The sequence below is a fragment of the Chitinophaga skermanii genome (genome assembly GCF_003259335.1).
GTDB classification, from domain to species: domain Bacteria; phylum Bacteroidota; class Bacteroidia; order Chitinophagales; family Chitinophagaceae; genus Chitinophaga; species Chitinophaga skermanii.
Window position 1 is genome coordinate 143,835 of record NZ_QLLL01000004.1, and the last position, 25,307, is coordinate 169,141.

Below are 25,307 nucleotides of genomic sequence, written 5' to 3' on the forward strand. Positions count from 1 at the left end.
TAGTGTGGTTGAATGTTTGGATGAAGTTGCGGTGTATTTGCTAAATGATGAATAATTTTTAATGAAGGGCTTGTTTGCTGCTGGGGAATGTTTTAATTTCCGGGTATGATCATCGTTATCCAAAGTAAGGACCAAGTAGGGTTAGTATCGGCCATTTCCACCGTGTTGGCGAACTTACAATTGAATATTGTATCGTTAAGAGAGCACGTAGACAAGGCCGAGAACCGTTTTTTTATGCGTATTGAAGTAGAGCAAGACAGCGATGCAGATGCATTAGAAACAGCTATATTGCAAGTGTTACCAGGCGGTGCTATTGTGAAGGTAAACCCCGTACCAACGAAGAAGGTAGTGGTAATGGTAACGAAGGAGTACCACTGCTTAGCCGATATATTGGTGCGGCATTATTTTAAAACGCTAGGCGCCGAAGTACTTTGCGTAATTGGGAACCACGCGCACTTGGGTGATATTTGTAAACGTTTCGATATTCCTTTCTATGCTGTGCTGACAGAAGGGAATTCGAAGGAAGCTTTTGAATCACAGGTACAAGCGCATATAGCAGCTTATCAACCCGATTACATCATCTTAGCGAAATTCATGCGCATATTGTCACCTCAATTCGTGGCACAATATCCTGGTAAGATTATCAACATTCATCACTCTTTCTTACCTGCATTTGTAGGCGCCAATCCATACAAGCAAGCCTTTGAACGGGGGGTGAAGTTAATTGGTGCTACTGCCCATTTTGTAACTAACGAACTGGATGAAGGCCCGATCATCGCGCAGCAAATTATCCCGGTTAATCATACTTACAATACGGCCGCCATGGTAAAAGCCGGCAAAGATATTGAAGTAGCTGCTTTAGCAAAAGCCTTGCAAATGGTATTTAGCGACCGGGTATTTGTATATAACAACAAAACCGTGGTTTTTGAATAAGCGGTATAGCAATATTTGATATACAGTTTAAACTGTCACTTCTTTCGTTGAAAAAAAGCTGTCTACTTCTTGTAGAATATATGTAGGAAGATCTTTTTGCTGGTTGAGTAAATCGAAGAAGATCCGTTTTAATGATTTTACTTGTACATCTCCATTTTCTACTCTTAATAAATAGGGGAAGCCGCCTTTTTTGTAAGCATGGCGATATAGCATACTGGATACTTGGTTTTTATCCAAGCTAGAGGGCTGCACGGATTTACCTTCCAACTTAACAACATGAATACAACTTGGTAATAGAGAGAGGATCATGTTTTCAATAATGGGCGCACTGATTTTATTATTCGTATAACAGAATATACAAGCCCCGTTTATACTATCGAGGTATGCCTTATACTTTTCTTCAAATTGATTTTTTTCTTCAGGGTTATGCAAGAGTAATGCAAAAGGTAATGCAATTACCAGCATTGCTGGAATAAAAATGCAGACAGCTAAGATCACTAGTACTGCTTGGAAGCAGTCTAGCATCCCGGTAAAGAATTTTTTTAGCATAATAGCGTGGTGCTCTCAAGTTTTCGCGTTTAAATATAGTAGTAATTTTTTTCTTTACAAGTAGTAACCAGGCGATTATGAAAAATGGGGATAAATATTATCTAGCTATATAAAAGAGTGTAAAAAATACCTCTTTGAAATATTGTTTAATGAAAAATTGATCTTATTTTTAGTTTAATAAGGAAAACGGTACGTTGCTGCCACCACGATTATGAAACAATAGACCCAAACGTATCAACCAAAACAACGTTCAACCAACATCGCCCCCAGCCCTGCCAACGCCATTGGTTAGATCTGTAGGCCCAAACACAATTGCTTTAAAATTTCCAGTGTAAATGATTTGCTGCCAACGAGGAGTTCCGGCGTTTTAATGGCTTCCATGTGTATCGTTTCATTGTAAGCGATCATCGAACGGTTATCAATATATAGCCGAACGACGCACTATACACTTATTAATCCTGCTCTATGAACAAAATCGTACTACTCCCGCTTTTGTTGGTACTTGGCACGCACACCTATGCCCAAACCATCATCAGCGGTAAAATCCGCAACAGCGAAACTAAAGAGGCCGTACCGGTGGTATCAGTGAAGGTGAAAAACAGCTTGCAAGGTGATTATACCAACGACCAAGGTCAATTTAAGATTACGCTGCAACAAGCGTTGCCCATTACTTTGGTCATTACTTCTATTGGCTTCGAATCTAAAGAAGTAACCGTCAACAACAACCAACCTTTAACGATCGAATTACAACCTGCTTCTATTCTTGGTAAAGAAGTAGTCGTGAATGCCAGTCGATTCGTACAAAAGAAAATCGAATCACCCGTTACGGTGGAAAGAATCAGTAACAAAGAAATTATCCAATCGCCTCAGCCCAATTACTTTAACATGCTACAAGGCTTAAAGGGCGTGGATATCACCACATCCAGCTTAACTTTTACCACTGTTACCACGCGCGGTTTTAATACCAGTGGTAATACCAATTTTACCCAAGTGGTAGATGGGATGGACAACCAAGCACCCGGGTTAAACTTTGCCTTGGGATCTGCTATTGGTTTAACAGAACTAGATGTAGATAACCTCGAAGTATTGTCGGGCGCTTCTTCGGCTTTATATGGGTCGAGAGGGTTAAACGGTACATTGGTAATGACAGGCAAAGATCCTTTTAAATACCAAGGATTGAGTGTGCAAATTACCCAAGGCGTTAATCACATCAAGAAAGGCAATAGTAACGACCCGATGGGGCCATCGCCTTATTACGACTGGACGCTGCGCTGGGGTAAGAAAGTGAATGATAAATTCGCCTTCAAAATAAATGCACAGTATACCCGTGCAAAAGATTGGTCGGCCAACGATACTACCAATACCAATGGTTTAGGCAATAGTAAAACCGATCCCAATTACAATGGGGTGAATATGTATGGTAGCAAAACATCTGTTGATATTAACCCGTTCTTGCAATATGCATTAATGAATAATCCAGGTTTGGCGCCTATTATCGACCCGCTGTTGGCAAGCCCATCTAATTACGTGGCGCGTACAGGGTATCCAGAGCATGGTTATTTAGATGAAAACGCCAGTTTGTTTAAAACGAATGTGGAGTTCCGCTATAAAATTCGGCCTACTGTAGAAGCAATTTTATCGGGAACATATGGTACCGGAAATGCGGTGTATAGCAATGATACAAGGTACGCGTTAACGGGGTATAAAATTGGCCAGTACAGGCTAGAAGTTCGGGGATCTCAATGGTTCGTTCGGGCTTATACTACCCAAGAGAATTCGGGCAACACAATAATTGCCGGTCCTACGGCACAATTGATCAACGAAGCTTGGAAGCCTTCTTTTGTAGAGTCGACAGGCGAAGGCTGGTATCCAGAATATACCAGTGCGCTTTTGCAAGCACTTGCAACAGGGGCCGATTTACCATCGGCACATAATGCAGCGCGTGCTTTTGCCGATCAAGGTAGGCCAGAAGTAGGTAGTACACGGTTTACCCAGTTGAAAGATAGCATATCTAAAATTCCTACTTCACAAGGGGGTACTTTGTTCCTCGATAAAAGCAAGTTGTATAATGCCGAAGCGCAATACAATTTTAGCGAGATGCTAAAGGTGTTGGATGTAATTGCCGGGTTGAATTACCGTTTATATAAACTCGATTCCAAAGGCACTTTGTTCCCCGATCATAACGGGCCTATTCACGTAGCGGAATATAGTGCGTATTTGTCGATGGGTAAGAAATTATTGGCCGATAAGCTCCGCTTAAATGCTGCTTTCCGGTACGATAAAAATACTTTATTCGGTAAGCCGCGCGTTACTACTAGGGCATCGGCTGTAGTGGAAGTGGCAAAGGAGAACTACATCCGTTTCTCTTATCAAAATGCGTATAGTTTTCCTTCCAATATACAATCATTACAAAGTACGTTAGTCGATTATAACAGTTATGCATCGGGAGGTTCGGATCGTTTGCTGAACGGGGAATACAAGTTTACGCAATACCCGCCGTACTTATTATCTAGTGTACAAGAATACCAGCAAACAAATGATCCTACCAAATTGAAGCAATTCTCATTCAACGATATTCGTCCCCAATCTGTTGATGCATTTGAACTAGGGTATGCTGCTTTAATTGGTAAACGTGTATTAATTGATGTACTAGGCTATTATTCCACATGGAAGAATTTTATTGGATACGTAAACGTGGCCAATACGCCGGGAACAAATAATCCTGAAGCGTTTAAAGATCATAGCACCTATATGCAATACAATATCGCCTATAATGGTGCAGAAGCGGTAAATACATACGGATATGCCGCCAGTGTTAGTGTAGAATTGCCTAAGAATTTCATGGCCAAGGCGAACTTCTCATCCGACTTCCTACAAAACAAAAACAATAGCCAGGTGAATAATTTCAATACCCCGAATTATAAGTTCAATATCGATTTTGGAAATGCTGGGCTAGGGAAGAAACAGTTATTCGCATTTAACACCACCTTGCGCTACAGGCCGGCTTATTTCTATCAAATTGGTTTCGCTAGTGGTACTGTACAAGCATCGACAGTTATCGACGGGCAAGTGAGTTATAAGTTCCGGGAAATTCATACTGTAGTGAAATTAGGGGCTACGAATATTACCAATAAGTATTACCGCACAGGCTTTGGTAGCCCGGCCATAGGTGCGATGTATTACGTGACTTTTGCTTACAATGTTTTCTAAATAAAAAACCGATTCCTTGTTTTATGAAACGTATTCAAATCTTGCAAACCCTTGTTGTTGTTGCTGTTTGTAGTGTGATGGTGTCGTGTAAATCGAAACCGGCAACTGATCCTACGTATACAACGAAATTAACCTTCGGGCCTGGTGAAGAACAAAAGATCAACGAAGCTTTTCTTTCTTTGAAAGATAGTAGTGTTGTGTACTTGAAGGAAGGCCTTTATCGTTTCGATAACCTCAGTATCGCGCAATTAAAACATATTAAAATCCAAGGCGCGGGTAAAGACAAAACTATATTCGATTTCTCCAGTCAAACCCAAGGGGGCGAAGGATTACGGGTAACGAATTTAAAAGACTTCAACATAAACGGTATTACTTTGCGCGATGCAAAGGGCGATTTGTTGAAGATCAATAAAAGTGAAGATATTGTTATTGCCGATGTAAGTACCACTTGGAAAACGGCTGATTCATCTAATGGTGGTTATGGTATTTACCCTGTGATGTGTAAGAATGTGGTAATTGAAAATTGCTATGCTGAAGGTGCCAGTGATGCAGGCATTTACGTGGGCCAAACAGTAGGTGCCATTGTACGTAGATCGAAAGCCTATAGGAATGTAGCCGGTTGCGAGATTGAGAATACGAGCCAAGCAGAAGTGTACGACAACGAGTTTTGGGGTAATACAGCAGGTTTCTTAGTATTCGATTTACCGGGATTATCGCAACGTGGAGGCCATGTAAAAGCATACAATAACCATATACACGATAACAACGAGCGCAACTTTGCGAAAGCGGGTAGCTTCGGCACTGCTACAGGCGTTGGTAACGCGGCACCGGGTAGTGGAGTGATTATTCTATCTACTTCTGATGTGGCGATTTATAAAAATAAAATCATCAATAACAACGGTAGCTCTATTACCATTGCATCGGGGTTCTTTGTTGATCCTACTTCGGGTGATAAAATCAATGATCAGTACTTCCCGATTTCTCGGAATATTTCGATCTATGAAAATGAAATGAAAATGGATACGGCCTTCCCGAAACCTATATACGAGCATCGTACAGGGCAGGTAATTGTAGCCATAGAACAAGCTTTGAATGCGATGGATCCTGCTAGGAAAAATGCCCGTATTCCGCATATTTTGTACGATGGTATTTCTACTAATATGCTCACCATGCAGAAGGGCATCAATCCAGATTCAATCTGTATTCGTCAAACCGAAAGTAACTTATTTGTAAACGCCGACGCTATGCGTATTGGCACTAAAGGATGGGCTCCGAATACTGATGTGACGCCATTTACGTGTAAATAGATATTATGAAGAAAAGACAGCATTTAATCATGTTGATGCTTGTTGTAGGTATGGCAGCTATTACCTGTGTTCAAGCCTGCCAGCAGCAAGTTAGCCAATTAGGACCATTTGAATTTCTTGATAAATTATCGAGTTACGGGTTTTTTGTTGGAGAAACGAAGAACTTACAACCCGCTGCCCGCGTATTGCATTACACTTTGAACACCCCGTTGTTCACCGATTACGCTTTGAAGGACAGGTTCATTGTGGTGCCGGCGAATAAGGAAATGCAATACAAAGACAGCGGCGTGCTCGATTTTCCAGATTCTACCTTCATCATTAAAAACTTCGCCTACCGTAACGAGGCAGGGGCAAAGGTGATGATTGAAACCCGCTTATTATTTAAAGATCCACAGTCGCACGAATGGAAAGTGATGAACTACATTTGGGATGACAAGCAATCAGACGCAACAAAGCTAATTGTTGGTAAAAAGGTGCCAATAAAATTCCTCGACGACGATAATCAACTTCAGCAAACGGTTTACCAAGTACCGAATACGAATGATTGTAAACGTTGTCATATCAACAATAGCGATATTCAACCCATTGGGCCTAAAGTTCGGAACATGCATATAGGCGACCAGTTGAGAAAATGGGCTACAGCTGGGTATCTAAAAGGATTGCCTGCGGAAGAACAAATTCCAACATTGCCTAACTGGCAAGATTCGGCTAAGTATACTTTGGCAGAAAGAGCCAGGGCGTATTTGGATGTAAACTGCGCTCATTGTCATACCCAAACGGGCGATGCCTTTAACACGGGTTTATTCCTGGAATACGATCAACATGATAAGAATAAATTAGGCTTTATGAAGAACCCTGTTTCGGCTGGAGCAGGAGCGGGTGGAATGGATTTTGATATTGTGCCGGGTCATGCACACCAGTCGATTTTAGCCTACCGAATGAATAGTGTGGAACCGGGAACAGCCATGCCTGAATTGGCGCGAACGGTGATACATAAAGAGGGGGTACAGTTGATTGTGGAATGGATTAATTCGTTACCTAAGCAATAGTTGATATATCAAAAAAGGCGCGGAGTCCGCGCCTTTTTTGATATTATAAAGTTCTTTCAAACAACATTAATACTTCATCATCTCCCGGCAACATTAAATGCTTTACGAATTGTAAACCCAAGCGTTCGAGTAATGCAATAGAACGTTTGTTGTAAGGCACTGTAATACCTTGTACAGTGGTGATGTTGTACGTGTTTTTCGCTACATCTAATAGTTGGCTAGCTGCTTCAAATGCATATCCTTTCCCGGCATAGCCAGGTAGGAAAGCGAAGCCCACATCAACATGATCGAGGCCATCGCGTTTGAATATTCCGCATGTACCAATGAGTTGGCCTGTTTCTTTCAGTTCCACACCAAAATTACCAAAGCCATTTTGATCGTAATGAGGCATGTAGGTTGTTTGGATGTATGCCCGTGCATGGTCGACCGTGTGAATCTTACGATCACCAATGTATTTCTTCCAATCTTCCATATTCAAAAGGGCAAAAATAAAGTCGGCATCACTGGGTGTAAGATACCGTAAAGTTAAACGTGGTGTTTCGATGGTTTGCATAGAACAATTTATAAAAAAGTGTTCGTGCAGCAAAAAAAATTCTATATTTCAATATGAACACGCGCATTTTTGAAAACCTATTTGACGAAGGCCTTGTTTCGCAGGAATCCATGAACAAAATAAGAGCGGCGGAAACGTCGAAATTATTCCCTGTTGCATGGGAGTTGCGTACAATTCTATACTTGGGGGTATTGTTGTTAAGCTCTGGGTTGGGTATTCTCATCTATAAACATATTGATACCATTGGCCACATGGCCATAATAGCCCTTATTGCTGCTATTTCCTTGGGATGTTTTATCTACGCAGCTAAAAAGAAACCTGCCTTTACTTGGCAAAAGATGCGAACACCGAGTGTGTTATACGATTACTTGGTATTGTTAGGCTGCCTAACGTTTGTGAGCTTTGTTACCTACTTACAAGCACAGTATAATGTGTTTGGAACCTTGTATGGAACGGCTACGTTTATTCCTTTAATTGTATTGACTTTTAGTGCCTATTACTTCGATCATCTTGGTGTGTTGTGTATGGCTATTACAAACTTAGCCGCTTGGATGGGAGTGAATGTTACTCCGCGATACTTGATAACAGCTAATGATTTTAGTAGTGAACGGATTGTGTATGCCGGTTTATTACTGGGATTAATTTGTATTGGGATGAGTTGGTTGTCGAAACATAAACAATGGAAAGCGCACTTTGAATTTACTTATATGAACTTCGGGGTACATGTGTTGTATGTGAGTATGATTGCTGCACATTTTACATTGTTGCGATGGCCGTTTTTTGGATGGGTATTGATGATGGGGGCAGTTAGCTACTTGTTATACCGTTTTTTCCCAGTTGTACGGAACTCGGCGTATTTCCTCGTTGTGATGGCATTGTATATCTATGTACAACTCATCATCATTATAACAGAAACCAACATCGGTGATATTGGCGGGTACTTGTTTATATGCTTATTATTAACAGGCCTGTTGATCTATGCATTAGTAACCATTAACCGCAAAATGAAGAAGAAATGATAGCTTATAATAAAGAACAGTTGGATAATTTCATGATCCAAGAAGCAGCGGAAGCGGTGAAAGAAAAAGGATTGATTTCACAAGAAGAATGGGAAGCGATACAGGCAAAACATCCTGTAAAATTATATACGCCTAATATTTTTGTGCGGATTGGGTTGGCCTTGGCGGTAATTATAGGTGCTTTATTAGTGAATGGGTTGTTTCTTTTAATGGGTACCGATTTATTAAGAGCAGCTAGTTCAGTTGCCGGGATAGAGTTCTTTCTCGGTATAGTTTGCTATTTTCTGTTGGAATTATATACACATGCTAAGCCACATTATTTTAGTGGGATTGATGATGGGTTGATTATAGTTACTGGAGGCATGATGATAACAGGCTTTATTTTAATGGAAATGAATCCTACAGGGGTTACTTTTCTAACGATGTTCATGTCGATTATCTTTTTTGTAAGATTCCCTTTGCGCTGGTTAGGGGTATTTACTTATGGATCGATTTTGGCATTTGTATTTGCCTTTTTAGTGAATGTAATACCGGCTCCAGCCTTGGTATTATCGATCGTTATTTTCATACTTTCCCTTGCTACATTTATGCTCACTAGGAAGGTGATTACACAATATCGTTTCCGGTACTACAGTGAGCCAATTAGCTGGGTATCTTACGCGGCATTGTTATCCTTATACGCCAGTGTTAATTATTTCGTGGTACGTGAAATAGGAGGTAACATGATGGCATTAGAACCTGGAGAAGCATTACCGCTAGGTTGGTTCTTTTGGATTACCACCTGCGTGGTGCCTTTAATTTACATTTACCTGGGCATTACTAAGAAATCCAGGGTATGCTTAGTTACCGGGTTAACTTTGGTGGCCGCCACCGTATATACAGTACGACAATATTACTACCTATTACCAGTTGAATCCGTGATGTGTATTGCCGGGTTTGTAATGGTAGGAATAGCAGCGTTATTGCTCCGTTATTTGAAAACACCGAAGCATGGGTTTACAACATCGGAAGAACATATCGATCATAGTAAAGAGAAATCCATCTTAGAATCGCTGATTATCGCGCAAACCATGTCGGCCCCACAAACACCAACGGACACGGGTGGTTTTGGTGGAGGATCGACCATTGGCGGAGGTGCTGGTGGCGATTATTAAAATATACATGAAAGCATTTGCAAAGGGTTGTATGTAAGCAAGCATACAACCCTTTGTATTTTATATCGGTTTAACGTCCTGCAGCTCCCAAGGCCGCCATCTTTTGCAAGCCTTTTGCTAAATACTCTTGCTGGCGATTTCGAACGGAATCGAAGACGGTTACCTTCACCGGCGAGATACCGCAATATTGTAAAGTAGCGGTTTTTAAGGCACGGATACCTGCGTCGTGATAGAAGAAATAATTGTACCAACGAGGTGCATCCATCGTGGTAACAATACGGGCGGTTTTGCCTTTGAGATATTTATCCCAAAACAGGGAATTATCCCTGTATTTGAAAGCTTTTCCTGGTAGAAATAAACGATCGAAGAAGCCTTTCAACAAGGCAGGCATAGTTCCCCACCATGTAGGGTATACGAATACAAGATGGTTAGCCTGCTGAATGGAATGCCAAGCAGCTTCTAAACAGGGTTCCCACGGCGTACGGGTATGATAACCATGTTCGAGGTTTAAGTTGAATTGGAGGCTGTGTAAATGTAGGATTTCGGCATCGTAGCCATTGGCCTGGGCCGCTGTGTAATATGCGTTTGCTAATGCTTCGCAATAACTACCGGGGTGCGGGTTGCCTTGGATAATTAATATCTTTTTCATTGTACCACGAAATTCATCATCCGGCAGCACAAATTTTTTGATCTATGTCAAATCCTCTTATGATTAATATTTGGCGCGGAGGCGACTTAACGTTTCTTGTGAAATACCTAAATAGGAGGCGATATATCCCAAGGGAGCCCGTTGTAAAAGCGATGGCTGTGATTGCAGGAGTGTTTGGTAGCGTTGTTCAGCCGTTTGAAAGCGTATAGCACGTAGCTCTTTTTCTTGGTCGAGGTAATATTGGGTAATCATAAGCCTGCCTAATCTTTCGATATCATGGTGCGCATCGTAGAGCTTTTCGAGGGCAGCTAGTTCTAAGAAGAAAATATCACTATCCTCCAATGTTTCAATGGAATAAGCAGATGGTTCCCCGGAAAGGAGGCTGGCTAGGGAACACATAATGCAATTTTCCGTGCCGAATACGGCAGTAATATCTTTGTTATTGCGGTGGTAAAAAGAACGTAGAAGGCCTGTATGTACCATGTAAATGTATTGAGCAGGGCGGTGCTGTTGTTGTAAGATGGTTTTCTTGGGGAAGTGTTCTAAGAATAAGCATGCTTGTAATGCCGTTTGTGCGGCGGGAGAAAGGGGCGTAATGGAATTGAAATGATTTATTAAAAGCTGGATGGGCATAAAGTGCATGTTTCCACACAAAGATAAAGAACCCGCGCCGCAATCATACATAATTGAACGCGGGTAATACAATTATGCAAAGCTGGCTGCATGCGTTAATTGCATGAGCGCTTGGTAATAAGTTTCAAATCCTCCTTCATGCATACTCAAGAATAAATATGGTTCGATCATTTCCAACTCCATCAATTGAAATTGCCCGTCAACTTCTACGCCATCTACACGGGCATACAAGCAGCCTTTTGCGAATTTGGATACATAGGCATCACAAGTAGCTTTAAGGGCAGGAGAAGGCGCTATGTTCACCACTGTTCCTCCATATTGGTATTGCACCCGGAAATCGCCAGGTTTAGGTTTTTTCACAATAGCATGACTAAATACCCCATTGAAATACAACAACGAATATTCCCCGAAATGAGCGATCGTATCCATAAATGGTTGAACCATGTAGGCTTCTTTCGCCAGCATTTGAGCAAGTTGCGGTCGTAAGCCAGGAAGGTTTTCCTTTGTTAATACAATGGTTTCCTTGGCACCTGCGCTAATGCAAGGCTTTACAACTAGCTTTAGGGCGTTGTATTGCTCGAATAATTGATCCCAGTTTACAGGTGTATGAGGTTCGATAAAGGTGCTGGGAATAATGGGTAAACCAGCAGCTTCAATCTCTTGCAAGTAATGCTTATCTGCATTCCATAGCACGGTATTATAAGGGTTAAGGAGGCGAATGTTTTTAGCATCTAAGTCGGCTAACCATGCTTTGAAAGTATCAATTTGTTCGTGGTAATCCCAAGGCGATTTCAGCAGTACAACGTCGTATTGCTCCCATTGCACGGTGGGATCATTCCAAACTTCACGTGTAATATCCAGTTCTTTATGTTGTAAGAATTGTAGTAAGTTATTGTCTTCATCGGGCATGGAAGCGGCGGAATACACTTCCTTCACATAGTAGCATACATAAGCAAATTTCATAGCCTGTCGGTTTAATTGTGGCTCAAATGTAACGGGATATTGGCATTGTAAAAAGAGCCATTATCTAGTAAAATTAGGTTCCATTATCGACCGGCTTCCTGTTGATCCCAATGCTGAAGAATGGTTAAGCGGGTAAAAACATCCATATCCACTGGTCCTGTACAAAGCATGGCTATTTGTGGGAAAAGGTAATCGTATGTGGTTGTTTGCGTAATATCTTCCATGTGGGAATGCGTGTCTTTATAAGGATCATACGTTTGGAAATACTTGACTAATGTGCTGTTGAAATAGGAAGGATGCACTATTTGGGTAAAAACTTCCACTTTCGTTTCAACATTTTCAATGGTATGCAATTGACCTAGCTGGTATTCAATCTTCATTAAATGTGTGCGCCAAACAATTGTATAAATAAGGGCTATTAATAGCAACGAACCGAAACCTAAGCAGCCAGCTTTCCACTTATAAGTAGGCAAGCTCGATATGAAGAGCAAACCATTCGCCATCAACATAGCCCCTAAAGGAAATAACAATAAGAGGAACCAAAATAACCCAGCAATACCATTGTGCGAAAAGTAAATTAATAATACAAAATAGTAGATGTTTATAAATAAACTAATGCCTGCTATGAAGAATACTACCCAGTGATCACGTTGATAGTAAGTGCAAATGGTAGTTACGATAATACTCGCTTCCAACAAGCAGAATAATGGTAAAGATGGTGAAAGGAAATAGGGAATGCACAGGTTTAAAATAAACATTGCATTCATCGATGTGCCCGCCCAGCAATATACAGCTGGCATCATAACCCCAGCACCTTTCTCCCATACTTGGAAGAATAAGTAAACAAACATACAAAAGAGGATCAATATACCCACTAAACTGAGGGCTAATAAAGGCGTATTCAATTCCTTGCTATACGTTGGTTTGAATACAAGTTGGGATAAGTATCCAAAGAAGGAAATGATATAAAATACTAGGTTAATGATAAATGTACGTGGTTTCATTTGGAAATGCTATCTGTTAACACGGGGGGATTGAATTTATTAATGTTTCCAGGGTGTTGTTGCACGGAGGAGTGTTGTTGTTTCCATAGTTTTAGCACCATAGATTTCAGGTCATCTTCTAAATAGAGGTCCCCATTTATAAACCTGGCAATAGTGATGAAGGGATTGTCGTATATAGGTTTGAATGACCTACGGCCATTTTTTATTTCTTCTTCATCTTCGAAGCTATACAAGCTATTATTCGTGCTGAAAATTTGTTTGGTAATAAGAGAAGGATATACCCGCTTCGCTAATATTTCTGCTCTTTCTTGTGCTACCATTGTAGTTGGCAAATTCGTATGGATGTTTTCAATTGCTTTTTTTTCCATGTGCCAGTAAAACGTGTACACGACAAAAGGCAATAACGTAAGCAAGATACCGATGACAGGAAAAATTCGCAATGAAGGTTTTCTATTCCGCCATAGCGAAACGACATAATAAAAAAATAAGAGGTGGGGAGTAATAAGTAATAATGGTAAACCCAAAATGAAGAAATAAGCTAGCAGCAAGTAGTTGTCTATAGGAGTGCTCAGCACATAATACAATGCCATCATTACACCAGCACCAAGTAAAAGAAATTGTACTTGTTGAATGTTGGCTGGTAATACCCGGTGAAACAACATGCCCATCCCATTCAACAAGCAAATCGAAATGAATGCGAATAAACCTATGGAAGGGGTAGGGAAGATTTCGGAACCAATGTTGAATAATAAGCAAGTATTTACAAAGCAACTTGCTAATAACAACATAAACGGTGTATTGGCGCTTACTCTTTTGCAATACCCCTTGCATGCTAAAATAATAAAGTAAACGACCGTAACAATATAACTGGTAAATGCTATGGTCATCGATACATCCCTTTCAGATGGCAATATGTAAGCAAATACAATAAAGGATACGAAACTAAGGAGGTAAATGCTAGCGCCAATCATACTGATAGGTATGAAATGCTTGTGCGTTGCTATTAAACGCTGTAAGTAATAAGGCATATATGTTAGGTTAATTCACTTTGAAATACAAAGTAAAAATAATTGTTAGTGGCTAGTATTCCAAATCCTATTCTGCTAATTTCTTATATAAAGGAAATATTAACCATGTCGCAACCAATCTTCTTGGTACATCTCGAAACGCAGCTCTTTCCCATTAGTAGTTTCACCCACTTCTCGCCAGCCGGTACGCCTGTAAAACTCCGCAGCACGACTATCCTTCGCCGTTGTAAGCCAAAGCATCTCGTTTGAGTGGGTAAAATGCCAATGTAACATGGTGTTTTGTAATTGCTTACCAATACCTTGTTGTTCAAAACCCGGGTCTACGAACAAGGCCCAGATATTATGATGGGTTGTATCAATCACAGCAAACCCCGTAATTATATGGTCCTGTTCATCTACCCATCCTTTCCCATCAACGGTTAAAAAGCGGGTGTAATCGGCCCTAGTTACCAAGTTGGGGTTCGACAGCACGTTTTCCTTTACACTTAAACGTATGCGTTCTAGTACAGGGATATCAGCGATGTGGGCAATACGGATCATGAGGTGATGTGTTCATTTTCGAACAAGATAGGGCTATTTCGCGGAATGGGAAACCTGTAATAATTGAATTTGCCCCGTTCGTAAAGTAATCATTGTTATGTCAATTAAATAAATCTTACTTCGCAATAATTTCCCACTTTATTTGTTTCTATACCATTCGACCTTATTCGCTTGATTCAACCAATTTTTATTCAATTATTTTATGCGTACTGGTTTTCTCGCCATCCTAACCTTTATTGCTTTGCCTACATTCGCGCAGCAAAAATTAACGGTCGCCGTTAGTAATTCACAACTACAACCCCTACCTTATGCAAGCATTGAAGTCTTGCGGGTAAAAGATTCTAGCCTGGTAAAAGGTCAAATGTCAGATTCTATTGGAACAACGGTTTTTGATGTTCCTTATGGTCATTATTTATTGCGGGGGAAGATGATTAACCATAATACGGGGTATTTGCCCGTTCAATTCTCTTCTTCTCAACAGCGTTTTACCATTCAACTGAACACCCAACAATTGCAAACCGTTACGATCAACAAAAAGAAACCCCTTATTCAACAATCGCCGGGTAAAACTACGGTGAACGTGGAAGCTGCAATTACCAATGCGGGCACAACCGTGCTGGAATTGCTCGAGAAATCGCCGGGCGTAAGTGTTGACCGGGACGGGAACATTAGTTTGAAAGGAAAACAAGGTGTGCTGGTACTTATCGATGATAAGCCAACCTATTTGAGTGGACAAGAGCTTGCCAGCCTTTTGGGTAGCATGAACTCTAGCCAGATTGAACAATTAGAACTAATGGATAATCCACCTGCCAAGTACGACGCGGCAGGGGGAGCAGGTGTTATTAATATCAAAACCAAAAAACTCAAACAGTACGGGTTTAATGGCAACGCCACTATTGGTCACATCCAAGGAAGATATGCCCGTGAAACCGGTAACGTAAATTTGAACTACAAATCGGGTAATCTCAATGCCTACTTAAATTACAGCGGTTTAAAGTTCGATAACTATATGCGTTATACCGCCAGTCGCCAATTTAAGGAAGCTGGTACGAACAACTATGCACAGTTTATGGAGCAAGATGGAATGTCGTACTTAAATGGCTTGAACAACACGGTACGTGCCGGGGTTGATTATACGCTCAGCAAGAACACTAGTGTGGGTGTAGGCTTAGTGGGTACCCTCCAAAAACGCGATGCGCCTAGCTTCGCAAATGTTAATTGGTTAGATGGCCAACGACATATCGATTCTGTTATCCGAACCGACTCCCGTGTAGAGAATAAATGGCGCAATGGAGGAGCAACATTATATGTTCGACATAAACTTAATCAACGGCAAGATATAGGAGCTGATGTCGACTTTTCGAAGTATCGTATCGCGCAAGACCAATCCTTTACCAATTCATTAATGCAACCTGTAGGGTACATCGAATCGTCGAGGAGTGATATTCTTTCAAACTTACGCATACTAACCGGTAAAATAGATTACACGTATCAAATCAGTGATAAAACTAATTTCAGTGCGGGGGCAAAAGTGTCGCAAATTGATACAGATAATGATGCACAATATTATGTGAAAGATACCCATGATGATTGGGTAAGTGACGATAACCAAACGAATCATTTCATTTATAAAGAAAATATCTACGCAGCATATGCCAGTGCTGAACAGAAAGCCGGTAAAATGACAATTGGTGGTGGTTTACGCTTCGAATCTACCCAGTATACTGCCAACCAAATCGGTAATAAGTCGCAAGGCAGCTCGTCGTTCGACAGAAGTTATAATAGTCTTTTTCCTACGCTGAACCTCACTTACCAGCTTGATTCTTCCCACCAGTTGATGTTTAGTGGAGGAAGAAGAATTGATCGCCCGGTATTCCAGAACCTCAATCCTTTTGTAGTTATCATTAATAAATATTCTTTCCAATCGGGTAACCCTAACCTATTACCACAATACACTTGGCAGGCTACTGTTTCGCATGTGTACAAGGAATGGTTAACCACTAGTTTTGGGTACGTAAAAACATCGGGCTATTTCATGCAAATGTTTTTAACACGTGATGATGGAACGCTGTTATTTACTCACGGTAATTTGGGTGATTATAGTAGTTGGGTTGGAACGGTTACCGTTTCAAAGGATATTACGAAATGGTGGGCATTTAATGGAACGGCGGTAGTGAACTTTAAGCATTTAGAAGGTACGTTGTGGGAGCATATGGATAAACGTCGTACACAACTATCACTCAATATATCGAACCAATTGCGCTTAGGTAAAGATTGGACTGCAGAAGTATCTGGTTGGTACGAGTCGAAGTCGATGGTAGATATTCAAGAAGTATTAGATCCCATGGGACAATTACAACTTGGTTTAGCAAAGCAGGTGCTAAAGGGAAAAGGTACGCTCAAATTATCTGCACGGGATGTTTTATACACGCAAGTGTTGAAAGGTTTTACCACTTTCGAACATTCTACAGAACCATTTACTTTGCGTAGAGATACAAGAAATGTAGGGTTGTCGTTTACGTACCGTTTTGGTAAGCCAATTAAAGGCTTTAAGCGCAATAATAGCGGCCCTTCCGATGAAGCACAACGTGTTGGAAACGCAGGATAATGATACATTATTACATAAAAAAGCCTTATCTACATTGTAGATAAGGCTTTTTTATGTAATAAAATTGTTTATAGATACGATAGAAAAGGGTGTTGATGTGTTTGTTTATAACGGAGGAATTTTTTACAAGGAATATATAATCCTATCACCACCGCAATCCAAATTACGTACACCCATACCAACGAAAACCCAAAGCTCGCCGGCCTGAACAAGAAAATAGATGCGTTATCCGATACTTGCGACATATTATAACCACAGGCAAAAAACGCTACGACTGTTAATGCATGCAAAACGTAAAAGTGTAACACGTAATAAAAAAACGGCACTTTCCCATACACTGAAACACGGTCGATCCATTGGCCTTTTAATTGTTCTGTGAGCGATAATAAAATCAATATTGGGCCGAGCGTCATACCACAGTATTGTAGTGATGGCGGATATTTACTTGTGTTGAAGAAGTTATAGATGTTTGTTAAGATATTCGGGCTGCTGGCGAACGGGGTAGGATCACCATAGAATTTCGTGAACCTTAATACTACGAACAGGGCTGTAAGGGCACAGCCTAAATAGAATAACATTTTCTTCCTTAATTCGGCTGGGAAATTGCCCTGGTACAATTGCCCCAAACCATAACCGGTGAACATTACGCCCGTCCATGGTAATACAGTGTAAAAAATACCTAGGAAGTGTGTTGCACCTAATGGCACAACAGTTCCTCTTGCTGTGAGCAATGCTTGCCAAGCAATGCCGGCAGGCCCAGTGGTTGGTAAATTAAGGAGGTCGGTAATGTTATGAAAGAAGAACAAAACGATCCCTATCAACAAAACGGCCTTCTTGCTAAAGCGTGTTACAATCCCTAACAATACCATGCTAGCACCAATCGCCCATATTACTTGTAATAGGATAAAGTTGAAGAAAGGGTTGAAGGTTAGGGCGAGGGTTATGACCGTTATTTCCATTAGTATAAGCCACAGACCTCTTTTAATGAGAAAGTTGCTGGCTTCGGTGGTAGATTTCTTTTGTGAAGATAAATAAGCCGACACACCACTCAGCAACAAGAACGTGGGTGCGCAGAAATGTGTAATCCATCGCGTGAAATAGAGCCATGGGTGCGTAGTTGTAGGGTCGAGTGGGTCTTGCGTAAGGGCGTCGATGTGAAAGAAGTCGCGGGTATGATCTAGTGCCATAATGATCATGACGATACCTCTTACGAAGTCGATCGAGGAAATACGCTTACCGGGATTTGGTTGCATAAAGGGAGTATTTGCAGAAATTTACGCCTATTTTTTATGCTTTCCCATATCACGAAGGGGTTAAAAAGTTGTTATAATCCTATAAAAATCATGATAAAATCACCTTTCATGGCAAGGCAGTATGGATATATTGTTTATTATTACATCTTGTTTTTAAAAATGGTCATTGGAAAGTAGTGGGGGAGATCAGCCCGTTAGCGAATATGAAGTTTACTAAATCGGTTTTACAAGAGGAATTACAAGCGTTTTCAACTTATTTTGATACGTCGTTAAAGGGGAAATCGGCCTTGCTCGATCGCATTACCAGTTATTTGTTAGAGAATAAGGGGAAACAAATGCGCCCGATCTTCGTATTATTAGGAGCACGCATGGCTGGCAGCGTAACGGATAGAACCTACCGTGCCGCGTTGCTCGTGGAGCTGTTGCATATCGCTTCCTTGGTACACGACGATTTAGTGGACGATTCTATGGAACGCCGTGGCAAATACTCTGTAAATGCCCTTTGGAAAAACCGGAGTGCTGTTTATACCGGCGATTACATATTCGCACATAGCTTGGTATTATCGTTATCAAACGGCGATCACCGCATATTGGAGATATACACGGAAGCCATCAGGCAAATGAGCGAATTGGAGTTGCTGCAGATGGTGAAGAACAAGAAAATACAATACGACGAACAAGCCTATTACGACCTCATAAAAGGCAAAACCGCTTCCTTCCTAGCAGCTGCCTGCTCGGCCGGCGCTGCCTCTGTAACGGACGACGAATCTGTTATAGCTCGTATGCATACCTTCGGTGAAAAGCTAGGCATGGCTTTCCAAGTAAAAGACGATTTATTGGATTATACCCAGCAAGACATTGGCAAACCCACTGGGAACGATATTAAAGAACAAAAAATTACCTTACCGCTTATATATACTTTGCACAATTGTGATGCCCGTACGAAAACGTATTTATTGAACATTGTGAAGCATCACAACACCAAATCCGACAAGGTAAAAGAGCTCATCAATATCGTAGAAGCCAACGGCGGCATGCGTTATGCAGAAGATAAAATGCACGCATTTCGTGATGAATCGCTGGCAGTATTGCAAACCTTCCCACCTTCGGAAGTGCGCGATTGCTTAGAAGAAATGGTGGCATTTACCATTGGCCGTGCTTATTAATTATTGTATATGAGAAGAAGTAAAAACCAATTAACGCTATTACTATTGGCAATTTTGGCGGCCGTAGCCCTCTTCTTTCGTTGGAAGATGGCTTATACGAAGGCTGTTAAAGATGCCCAGGAAAAAGTTGCTACACAATAAAAAATCCCCTGTTGCTCGAAGCAGGGGATTTTCTTTTTAGATTCAAAAAGTTTGTATGTCAAATATTGATACTCTTATCGATTATATGGGTATTCATTCACCCAATGGAATCCACGGTTCAGCAAACGGAACGAATTAAGGTCATGCTTTGTGAACTGCATATACACCGAGTCTTGCTGAATTTTACCGCGCAAAGTTAGCGTACTATCATTTGAGAAGTATAAGTAGCTGGAATCATTCGGGGCAAATCCGGTTGCAATGGTAATACGTTGTAAAGCCGTATCTACTTTGAATGTATAGTAGCGAAGTGTGTCATTGGCCATCTTCACACGAGCATAACCTTTGTAATTCACTACAAGTTGCCGCCAATAGCTAGTATCGGTAGTAAGGGGCTTCAAAGTATCGTTATTGCGAACAATAAGTGAAGTATTGTAAATGCCATATAAGGGAGGTTTCGGTGCTTTATCGCCATAAATATTCATCATACCCATATCGGCACTTACTTGGGAAATAACTATATATGCCACGAACAATAGTTGGGCAACAAGTGCCAACAATTGTGCTTTCCTGCTTTTAAAAAAGGGTACTTCCACTTTCGGGCGAGTGGGCCTGTTGGTTAACAGCACAGCTGTTAATCGTTTAATATCTGGTGCCAGTAAGAACATGGCCCAAAGGAAAAGCAAGGAAGAGAAAATCTTCACAGGTACATCAAAACAGAAGTTAATAACGGCCACATTGAACATCACAATGGAAGTTAGTAAAGCACCGAGGGTGGTGGTCCTTCTAAAGAACAATAGGAATCCTGATATCACTTCCGCCCAACCCGTTACAGCACTAAAAGCAGCAGAAGCGCCTACATATGTCCAAGCTAAGCCCATGGGCGATTTATCGCCTACAGGTTGTAATAATGTATATAACGAAGGTGTGGGCATTTGCATGTGAAATACTTTAATAAAGCCGTATAACACCATATTGAATGCTAAGAAAAAGCGGGTAAACCAACGCAGTAAGTAATAAGCCCTGTTGTAACTTTTTCTCTCCTTATCCACCATACTCCAAATAAGCGTACCAACAAGCGCCATGCTAAATTGCGTAAGTATTTGATAATAATTAAAGGTGGTATCACCACTACCGTTAGGGAATATGGATATCACCTTTCTATATCCCCAAATGTGCTGTGCCGCCCAAGGAATAAACTGCTCCCAAAGCGTGTCTACAATCCCGGTAATAGGTTGCAGGAACGCCAACGATTGCGAAACGGCATTTAAAGGAAAGGGGAAAATGTTTAAGCATATGAAAATGAAAAAGAATCGAAATGCGATCTTTTCTAAGTTCGTCCAGCGTGGGTTGATAAAAGGCATTAGCTAGTAGGTTTAGGTAGAAACCTAATTTAGAAAAATCTTTTATTCATATGCAATTTTTTTGTTGAATGGTGCTAGTTGGCTTGTGCCGGGTGCATATTTTGAAATGCTGGGAGGGTAAGGGTAAAGGTAGTCCCATTTTCAGGGGTGCTGCTAACGTCTAAAGTGCCGCCATTTCCTTGGGCAAACTCCATGCAAAGCATTAAACCTAAGCCCGTTCCCCGCTCGCCCACTGTGCCAAAGCCCGGTTGATGTTGGAAGGAAAATAAGCTCTTTAATTGCTCTGGCGACATACCCGTGCCTTCATCGGATATGCTAATACACACCCCGTTCGGCGTAGATTTCGCCATCATGGTAATCTTTCCACCAGGGTAACTAAATTTCAAAGCGTTGCTGAAAAGGTTACGGATGATGACAGATACTTGGTCTTTATCGGCGTACACGCTCAAATTAGGTGGGACCTTTATTTCCACGTTTAAATCTTTCTGGGCAATACTCGGCCCGAAGAACTGCATCGTCTCCGTGGTTAATGGCAAGATGATGAACTGGGTTGGGTTCGTTTGAATGCCTTTCATGCTACGGGTACTCCAACGCAGCAAATTATCTAGGGTAGTGCCCAACTGCTGTACTTTCTTGTGTAACACCAACGCGGCATCATTCATCTCTTCCTCGGGGTATTCGCCTTTGGCAAACATATCGAGTAATACTTCCAAGGTAGCGAGTGGACTACGTATATCGTGCGCCACAATCGAAAATAACTTCTCCTTATCCTTATTCATGGCCAACAAAGTTTGCCTTTGATGCTCCACTTCGCTTTGATAATCGTTCTGGATATATTTAAAAAAGCTCAAGCCTATTACGATAAACGATAATGCTACCGCCACGTTCGTCCATACCCGTTCTTGCGGCACCGGGTCGGCGTATTCCCAATGCTGTGGGAAGAACACGATCGCGCAAAAGGCAAGAATGGTAAGTACACTTAAGACGAGCAACATCCATTTATTATCGTAAATAAGGATGGTGACAAATAGAATATTCAAAATGAAGTACTCCGAGCCATTGTGGAAAAAGATCCCCGTAAACGTATAAACAGCAATACTTAATAAAATTAAAACCAAGCGCGCACTTAAATACAAGCGGCGTGTATGCAAATAGTAAACCGTTACGCAAGTAAGCGTAGTCACTATATTGATAGCGCTCAGTAAGTATCGTTCCTGGATAAAATTAAGTACGGCAAAGAAGAACATGCATGGAATGCAGGGCAAAGTGAGCAAATTCAGCAACTTTGTCCTCCTGGCTTCTATAAAAGGCATATTCGGCGTAACGCCCACGTTAACGAGACGCTGCCAATACTCTTTTATTTTTGATGAAAGATAATTCGCCGCACGGTTGAGCATACCCTGCAAATATACATTTGTATGCGTAATTATGGTAGTGAAGGGGTGTTTTTAACATTTATTCTAGGATCGAGAAGCTGGGTAGGTAGGGCGAAGCTGGGCGTATGATTTTTTTATGATATTTTCGCTACATGGGATTACTTGGATGGATGCAAAGAATTTTACCCCGCAAAAGCAAGCACAACGGGACACAACACTACAAATGGACGAAAGCCGAGATCGCCACTTTCAAACTCCAATTACAGCAAGTTGTAAAATGGACGGCAAAGTTAATGGATCGTTCCCCCATGGCAGGCTTTGATGCCTTGCGACAAACCAACCCGCTTATTCAAGCACAACCTATCTTCAATTACGAAGCCCAGCCTGTTGCCTACAATGCTGCGTTCGATAACCAGTTGGTGGAGAAACTACTGGCACTAGCTATGATAAAACGCGCTACCCGTAGAAATGTAGATCTTAAGGAATTAGGTGATTACGGCCGCGTATTGTTGATTCAAACATTGAACCACCCCGCTGTAGCTGGATCTACCTATTTCGACGAAAAAGGTCTCCCGCCTGTGGATACATGGTTCTATATCGTGAAAAACTACCCACAACACGGCATTATACAGCCACAGGTTTTATTTGCCTTTGTGCCGGCCATTTTTATTCCCTCGGTGCTGGCTGCCATGGAAGCCGATGTACATCATCGCTATGCCTGGTTGCGGGATGTAGATCATGTGTTGGAAAGGGCGCTTGTACAAGCGAAATAAAATCCGTACTTTTTCAGTACCCCTATTGTACATCCATATGAAACGAGCCCGGCCTACAAAAAAAGACTATATCGAAGCCCGTAAACTCGCGGCTGTCTATAACATGGTGCCCAACCTAGTTTGGTCAATTCTCCATTTAACACCGGTGGTTGTTTATAGTTGGAATGAAATTGAACCGTTTAAAATTTACATTTTACTAGGTATCAGCGTACTATTGGGTATCTTGCCCGCCGGGTTTTACAATTGGATGCAATTCAGCAAAACAACCGCGGCTTACAAGAAAGTAGGCATTCTAATGATCAGGAAATACAGCCAAGATGGCGATTTAATTATCCAGCAAGTACGTAAGAAATACCCTTTTTATAAAGTAGTGGAATCCCGCGATGCCATTATCCGGTACATTGGTAGAACATACGTGTATGAAAGGTTTCATTTTATGGTACTCATGTACATGCTGATGGTGTTGGGGGTTACTCTATACCGGCAAGCATTCGTTTGGGCGATTGTATTGCTGTTAAACAATGTTTGTTATAATTTCTATCCATTATTACTACAACAATACAACCGCTTACGATTAATTACGCTTTTAAAGCGTTCCCGGCCTTAAGGCGTCGGTTATTTGGCCACACCTTTCCAACTTTACCCGTAGATCTTTTATGGCTGTTTCTAAAGAGTCGCGGTTGCTTTTTTTCAATTTCTCAAAGTATGTTTGAAAGTGATGTTGGGTAAATCCACTATGCTTAACCGTTTCAAAGCAAGCTTGTAAATCATGATCAGTAGCAGGTTTCAATTCTAATGTTAAATTGTTGTCGCTTTGTAATAAAGTGAAGGATTGGAAAGCCAGTTGCAAAGATGTTGGTTGGTTTCCCGCTACCGCTATTACATAAGCCAGGGTACCATTCTTAAAATCAACAACCCCGCTAGGCATATTGGCGTACAGTTTGAATGCACCATTTTCTTCTTGTCCATCAATTAAAATGTTGTGTTGGGGGATGGCGATATACAATTTTGTACCTGGAGGATTAGGGTGTAAGTTCACAAAGATGGGAGGCGCATTTTCCAAAGGAAGTTGAACATCTACATTATACCAAGCGAAGTCTATCACATGAAACCTATAGGCTTGTTTCATTTCTTTGGAGGAAATAGCTTGCTTGGGTTGTGTTGTATCGGTGAAAATCTGCTGATATGCTTGCATGTATTCATCACATTTATCACAATCACTTTTACGTAAGAAAGCATTAGGTATTGCAGTGCCATATATGGCTTTCCCTTTTTCATCTATATATCGATAGATGGCTTTTATTTCCTCGTTTGATAGGGAGTCGAAACTTGTCATGGCAGCTTTATTGTAGCCTGTAAATAAGCAGGTAGCATATGCATCACCTGCTGCAATTACTTTTGACGCATTGCGCGTAAACCTGTAAAGCGAAGCCGTATCATGCGCCCAACGTTCCATGGAACCATATAATGGCGGCCCTGTTAGTTTTTTATCGATACCATGACAAACAGCACAATTTTGTTGATATAGTACAGCTCCTTGTACAACCTGCGGTTCCACTAGTGGACTAACAGGTGTGTCTAAAGGTACCGGGTTTACCCAATCTACACGGTCATCTTTCTCTACTCCCTTGTATAATTGCATTCCTTCCCTTACTTGCGGAGTAGGGATCTCTATGTTGAATGGTTTTACAATCTTTACATCTTCCCCGTTAGCTGGCATAATTTGGATCATCCCGCCGCTTTGTAATACATGGTTGCCCGACTTGGTAACCAATCCTCCACGCAACATTTGGTCGAGCGTAATGGCTTCTTTAATAACTATTTTTGCCACATTGTTTTTAGCGGAAAAGGTGTGTGCTGCAATCGTTAGCCGTGTACCAAATTGTAAAGTAACAACGGTGTCTTTCTCTGTATTGACAGCAATGTATTGTTGTGGTAAAGAAGATGGGGAAAGAATAGGGTGACTGGTATTACAACTCAATACCGGTAAGCAGGCGATAAGAAGGACTAGATATTTCATTCGGTTAAGTGGTTTAAC

23 protein-coding genes are annotated in these 25,307 nt (G+C 41.2%); 11 read left to right on the top strand and 12 right to left on the bottom strand.

From position 1 onward, the window contains the following. The first annotated feature begins 105 nt into the window (after window positions 1-105). Window positions 106-933, top strand: a complete 828-nt coding sequence (gene purU, locus LX64_RS11205; RefSeq protein ID WP_111597750.1) for a formyltetrahydrofolate deformylase — start codon at window positions 106-108, stop codon at window positions 931-933. A 27-nt stretch (window positions 934-960) separates the two neighbouring features. Here purU and LX64_RS11210 read toward each other — a convergent pair whose 3' ends face one another. After that, window positions 961-1,458, bottom strand: coding sequence for a hypothetical protein (locus tag LX64_RS11210; protein WP_148707282.1), 498 nt, complete (start codon window positions 1,456-1,458; stop codon window positions 961-963). Window positions 1,459-1,947: 489 nt separating this feature from the next. Between LX64_RS11210 and LX64_RS11215 the strand changes: the two genes are divergently transcribed. From LX64_RS11215 to LX64_RS11225, 3 genes are read left to right on the top strand one after another with little or no spacing between them, the layout of a single operon-like run. Next, a complete protein-coding gene (locus LX64_RS11215) occupies window positions 1,948-4,692 on the top strand; it encodes a TonB-dependent receptor (protein WP_111597752.1) in 2,745 nt (914 codons plus the stop codon). 23 nt (window positions 4,693-4,715) lie between these two features. Continuing rightward, window positions 4,716-5,999, top strand: coding sequence for a parallel beta-helix domain-containing protein (locus tag LX64_RS11220; RefSeq protein ID WP_111597753.1), 1,284 nt, complete (start codon window positions 4,716-4,718; stop codon window positions 5,997-5,999). A gap of 5 nt (window positions 6,000-6,004) precedes the next feature. Next, the gene (locus LX64_RS11225) at window positions 6,005-7,048 is read left to right on the top strand and encodes an SO2930 family diheme c-type cytochrome (RefSeq protein ID WP_111597754.1); all 1,044 of its coding nucleotides are present in this window, start codon (window positions 6,005-6,007) and stop codon (window positions 7,046-7,048) included. Between the two features lie 43 nt (window positions 7,049-7,091). Here LX64_RS11225 and LX64_RS11230 read toward each other — a convergent pair whose 3' ends face one another. Next, window positions 7,092-7,601 (bottom strand): GNAT family N-acetyltransferase, encoded by a 510-nt coding sequence (locus tag LX64_RS11230; protein ID WP_111597755.1) that lies wholly within the window; start codon window positions 7,599-7,601, stop codon window positions 7,092-7,094. Between the two features lie 53 nt (window positions 7,602-7,654). Here LX64_RS11230 and LX64_RS11235 point away from each other — a divergent pair, with 53 nt between their 5' ends. Both LX64_RS11235 and LX64_RS11240 read left to right on the top strand, forming a co-directional pair. Further along, complete coding sequence (locus tag LX64_RS11235; RefSeq protein ID WP_111597756.1) at window positions 7,655-8,620, top strand: DUF2157 domain-containing protein; 966 nt, start codon at window positions 7,655-7,657, stop codon at window positions 8,618-8,620. Then, complete coding sequence (locus LX64_RS11240) at window positions 8,617-9,774, top strand: hypothetical protein (protein WP_111597757.1); 1,158 nt, start codon at window positions 8,617-8,619, stop codon at window positions 9,772-9,774. Before LX64_RS11235 ends, LX64_RS11240 begins: the two co-directional genes overlap by 4 nt. 70 nt (window positions 9,775-9,844) lie before the next feature. On the opposite strand, the gene LX64_RS11245 is transcribed toward LX64_RS11240, so the two are convergent. The 6 genes from LX64_RS11245 to LX64_RS11270 all read right to left on the bottom strand — a co-directional run bounded on the left by LX64_RS11245 (window position 9,845) and on the right by LX64_RS11270 (window position 14,591). Beyond that, on the bottom strand, window positions 9,845-10,423 hold the full coding sequence (locus LX64_RS11245) for an NAD(P)H-dependent oxidoreductase (protein WP_111597758.1): 579 nt from the start codon (window positions 10,421-10,423) through the stop codon (window positions 9,845-9,847). A gap of 63 nt (window positions 10,424-10,486) precedes the next feature. Continuing rightward, window positions 10,487-11,056 (bottom strand): Crp/Fnr family transcriptional regulator, encoded by a 570-nt coding sequence (locus LX64_RS11250; RefSeq protein WP_158538596.1) that lies wholly within the window; start codon window positions 11,054-11,056, stop codon window positions 10,487-10,489. Window positions 11,057-11,128: 72 nt separating this feature from the next. Further along, window positions 11,129-12,019 (bottom strand): ATP-grasp domain-containing protein, encoded by an 891-nt coding sequence (locus tag LX64_RS11255; protein ID WP_111597760.1) that lies wholly within the window; start codon window positions 12,017-12,019, stop codon window positions 11,129-11,131. Between the two features lie 83 nt (window positions 12,020-12,102). Then, window positions 12,103-13,023 carry a hypothetical protein gene (locus tag LX64_RS11260; protein WP_111597761.1) on the bottom strand — a complete coding sequence of 307 codons (921 nt, stop codon included), beginning with the start codon at window positions 13,021-13,023 and terminating at the stop codon, window positions 12,103-12,105. After that, a complete protein-coding gene (locus tag LX64_RS11265; RefSeq protein WP_111597762.1) occupies window positions 13,020-14,051 on the bottom strand; it encodes a hypothetical protein in 1,032 nt (343 codons plus the stop codon). The genes LX64_RS11260 and LX64_RS11265 overlap by 4 nt, the downstream gene beginning before the upstream one ends. Window positions 14,052-14,150: 99 nt before the next feature. Then, window positions 14,151-14,591, bottom strand: coding sequence for a GNAT family N-acetyltransferase (locus LX64_RS11270; protein WP_111597763.1), 441 nt, complete (start codon window positions 14,589-14,591; stop codon window positions 14,151-14,153). Window positions 14,592-14,793: 202 nt separating this feature from the next. On the opposite strand from LX64_RS11270, the gene LX64_RS11275 reads away from it, so the two are divergent. After that, window positions 14,794-17,199 carry an outer membrane beta-barrel protein gene (locus tag LX64_RS11275; RefSeq protein WP_111597764.1) on the top strand — a complete coding sequence of 802 codons (2,406 nt, stop codon included), beginning with the start codon at window positions 14,794-14,796 and terminating at the stop codon, window positions 17,197-17,199. 68 nt (window positions 17,200-17,267) lie between these two features. On the opposite strand, the gene LX64_RS11280 is transcribed toward LX64_RS11275, so the two are convergent. Continuing rightward, window positions 17,268-18,452: a DUF1624 domain-containing protein gene (locus LX64_RS11280; protein ID WP_111597765.1), complete on the bottom strand. Its 1,185-nt coding sequence runs from the start codon at window positions 18,450-18,452 to the stop codon at window positions 17,268-17,270. 203 nt (window positions 18,453-18,655) lie between these two features. Here LX64_RS11280 and LX64_RS11285 point away from each other — a divergent pair, with 203 nt between their 5' ends. After that, on the top strand, window positions 18,656-19,618 hold the full coding sequence (locus tag LX64_RS11285) for a polyprenyl synthetase family protein (protein WP_111598136.1): 963 nt from the start codon (window positions 18,656-18,658) through the stop codon (window positions 19,616-19,618). Between the two features lie 9 nt (window positions 19,619-19,627). Next, a complete protein-coding gene (locus LX64_RS26350; protein ID WP_262511791.1) occupies window positions 19,628-19,759 on the top strand; it encodes a hypothetical protein in 132 nt (43 codons plus the stop codon). Window positions 19,760-19,833: 74 nt separating this feature from the next. Here the strand turns inward: LX64_RS26350 and LX64_RS11290 are convergent, their stop codons facing one another. Then, entirely contained in the window at window positions 19,834-21,120 is a 1,287-nt protein-coding gene (locus tag LX64_RS11290; RefSeq protein WP_111597766.1) for a hypothetical protein, read from the bottom strand. A gap of 74 nt (window positions 21,121-21,194) precedes the next feature. Further along, on the bottom strand, window positions 21,195-22,517 hold the full coding sequence (locus tag LX64_RS11295; protein ID WP_111597767.1) for a sensor histidine kinase: 1,323 nt from the start codon (window positions 22,515-22,517) through the stop codon (window positions 21,195-21,197). A 149-nt stretch (window positions 22,518-22,666) separates the two neighbouring features. On the opposite strand from LX64_RS11295, the gene LX64_RS11300 reads away from it, so the two are divergent. Beyond that, window positions 22,667-23,269 (top strand): hypothetical protein, encoded by a 603-nt coding sequence (locus tag LX64_RS11300; protein WP_111597768.1) that lies wholly within the window; start codon window positions 22,667-22,669, stop codon window positions 23,267-23,269. A gap of 37 nt (window positions 23,270-23,306) precedes the next feature. Beyond that, the gene (locus LX64_RS11305) at window positions 23,307-23,876 is read left to right on the top strand and encodes a glycosyl-4,4'-diaponeurosporenoate acyltransferase CrtO family protein (RefSeq protein ID WP_111597769.1); all 570 of its coding nucleotides are present in this window, start codon (window positions 23,307-23,309) and stop codon (window positions 23,874-23,876) included. On the opposite strand, the gene LX64_RS11310 is transcribed toward LX64_RS11305, so the two are convergent. Continuing rightward, on the bottom strand, window positions 23,856-25,289 hold the full coding sequence (locus LX64_RS11310; protein WP_111597770.1) for a c-type cytochrome: 1,434 nt from the start codon (window positions 25,287-25,289) through the stop codon (window positions 23,856-23,858). The two genes, LX64_RS11305 and LX64_RS11310, sit on opposite strands and share 21 nt — an antisense overlap. Window positions 25,290-25,307 lie beyond the last annotated feature (18 nt).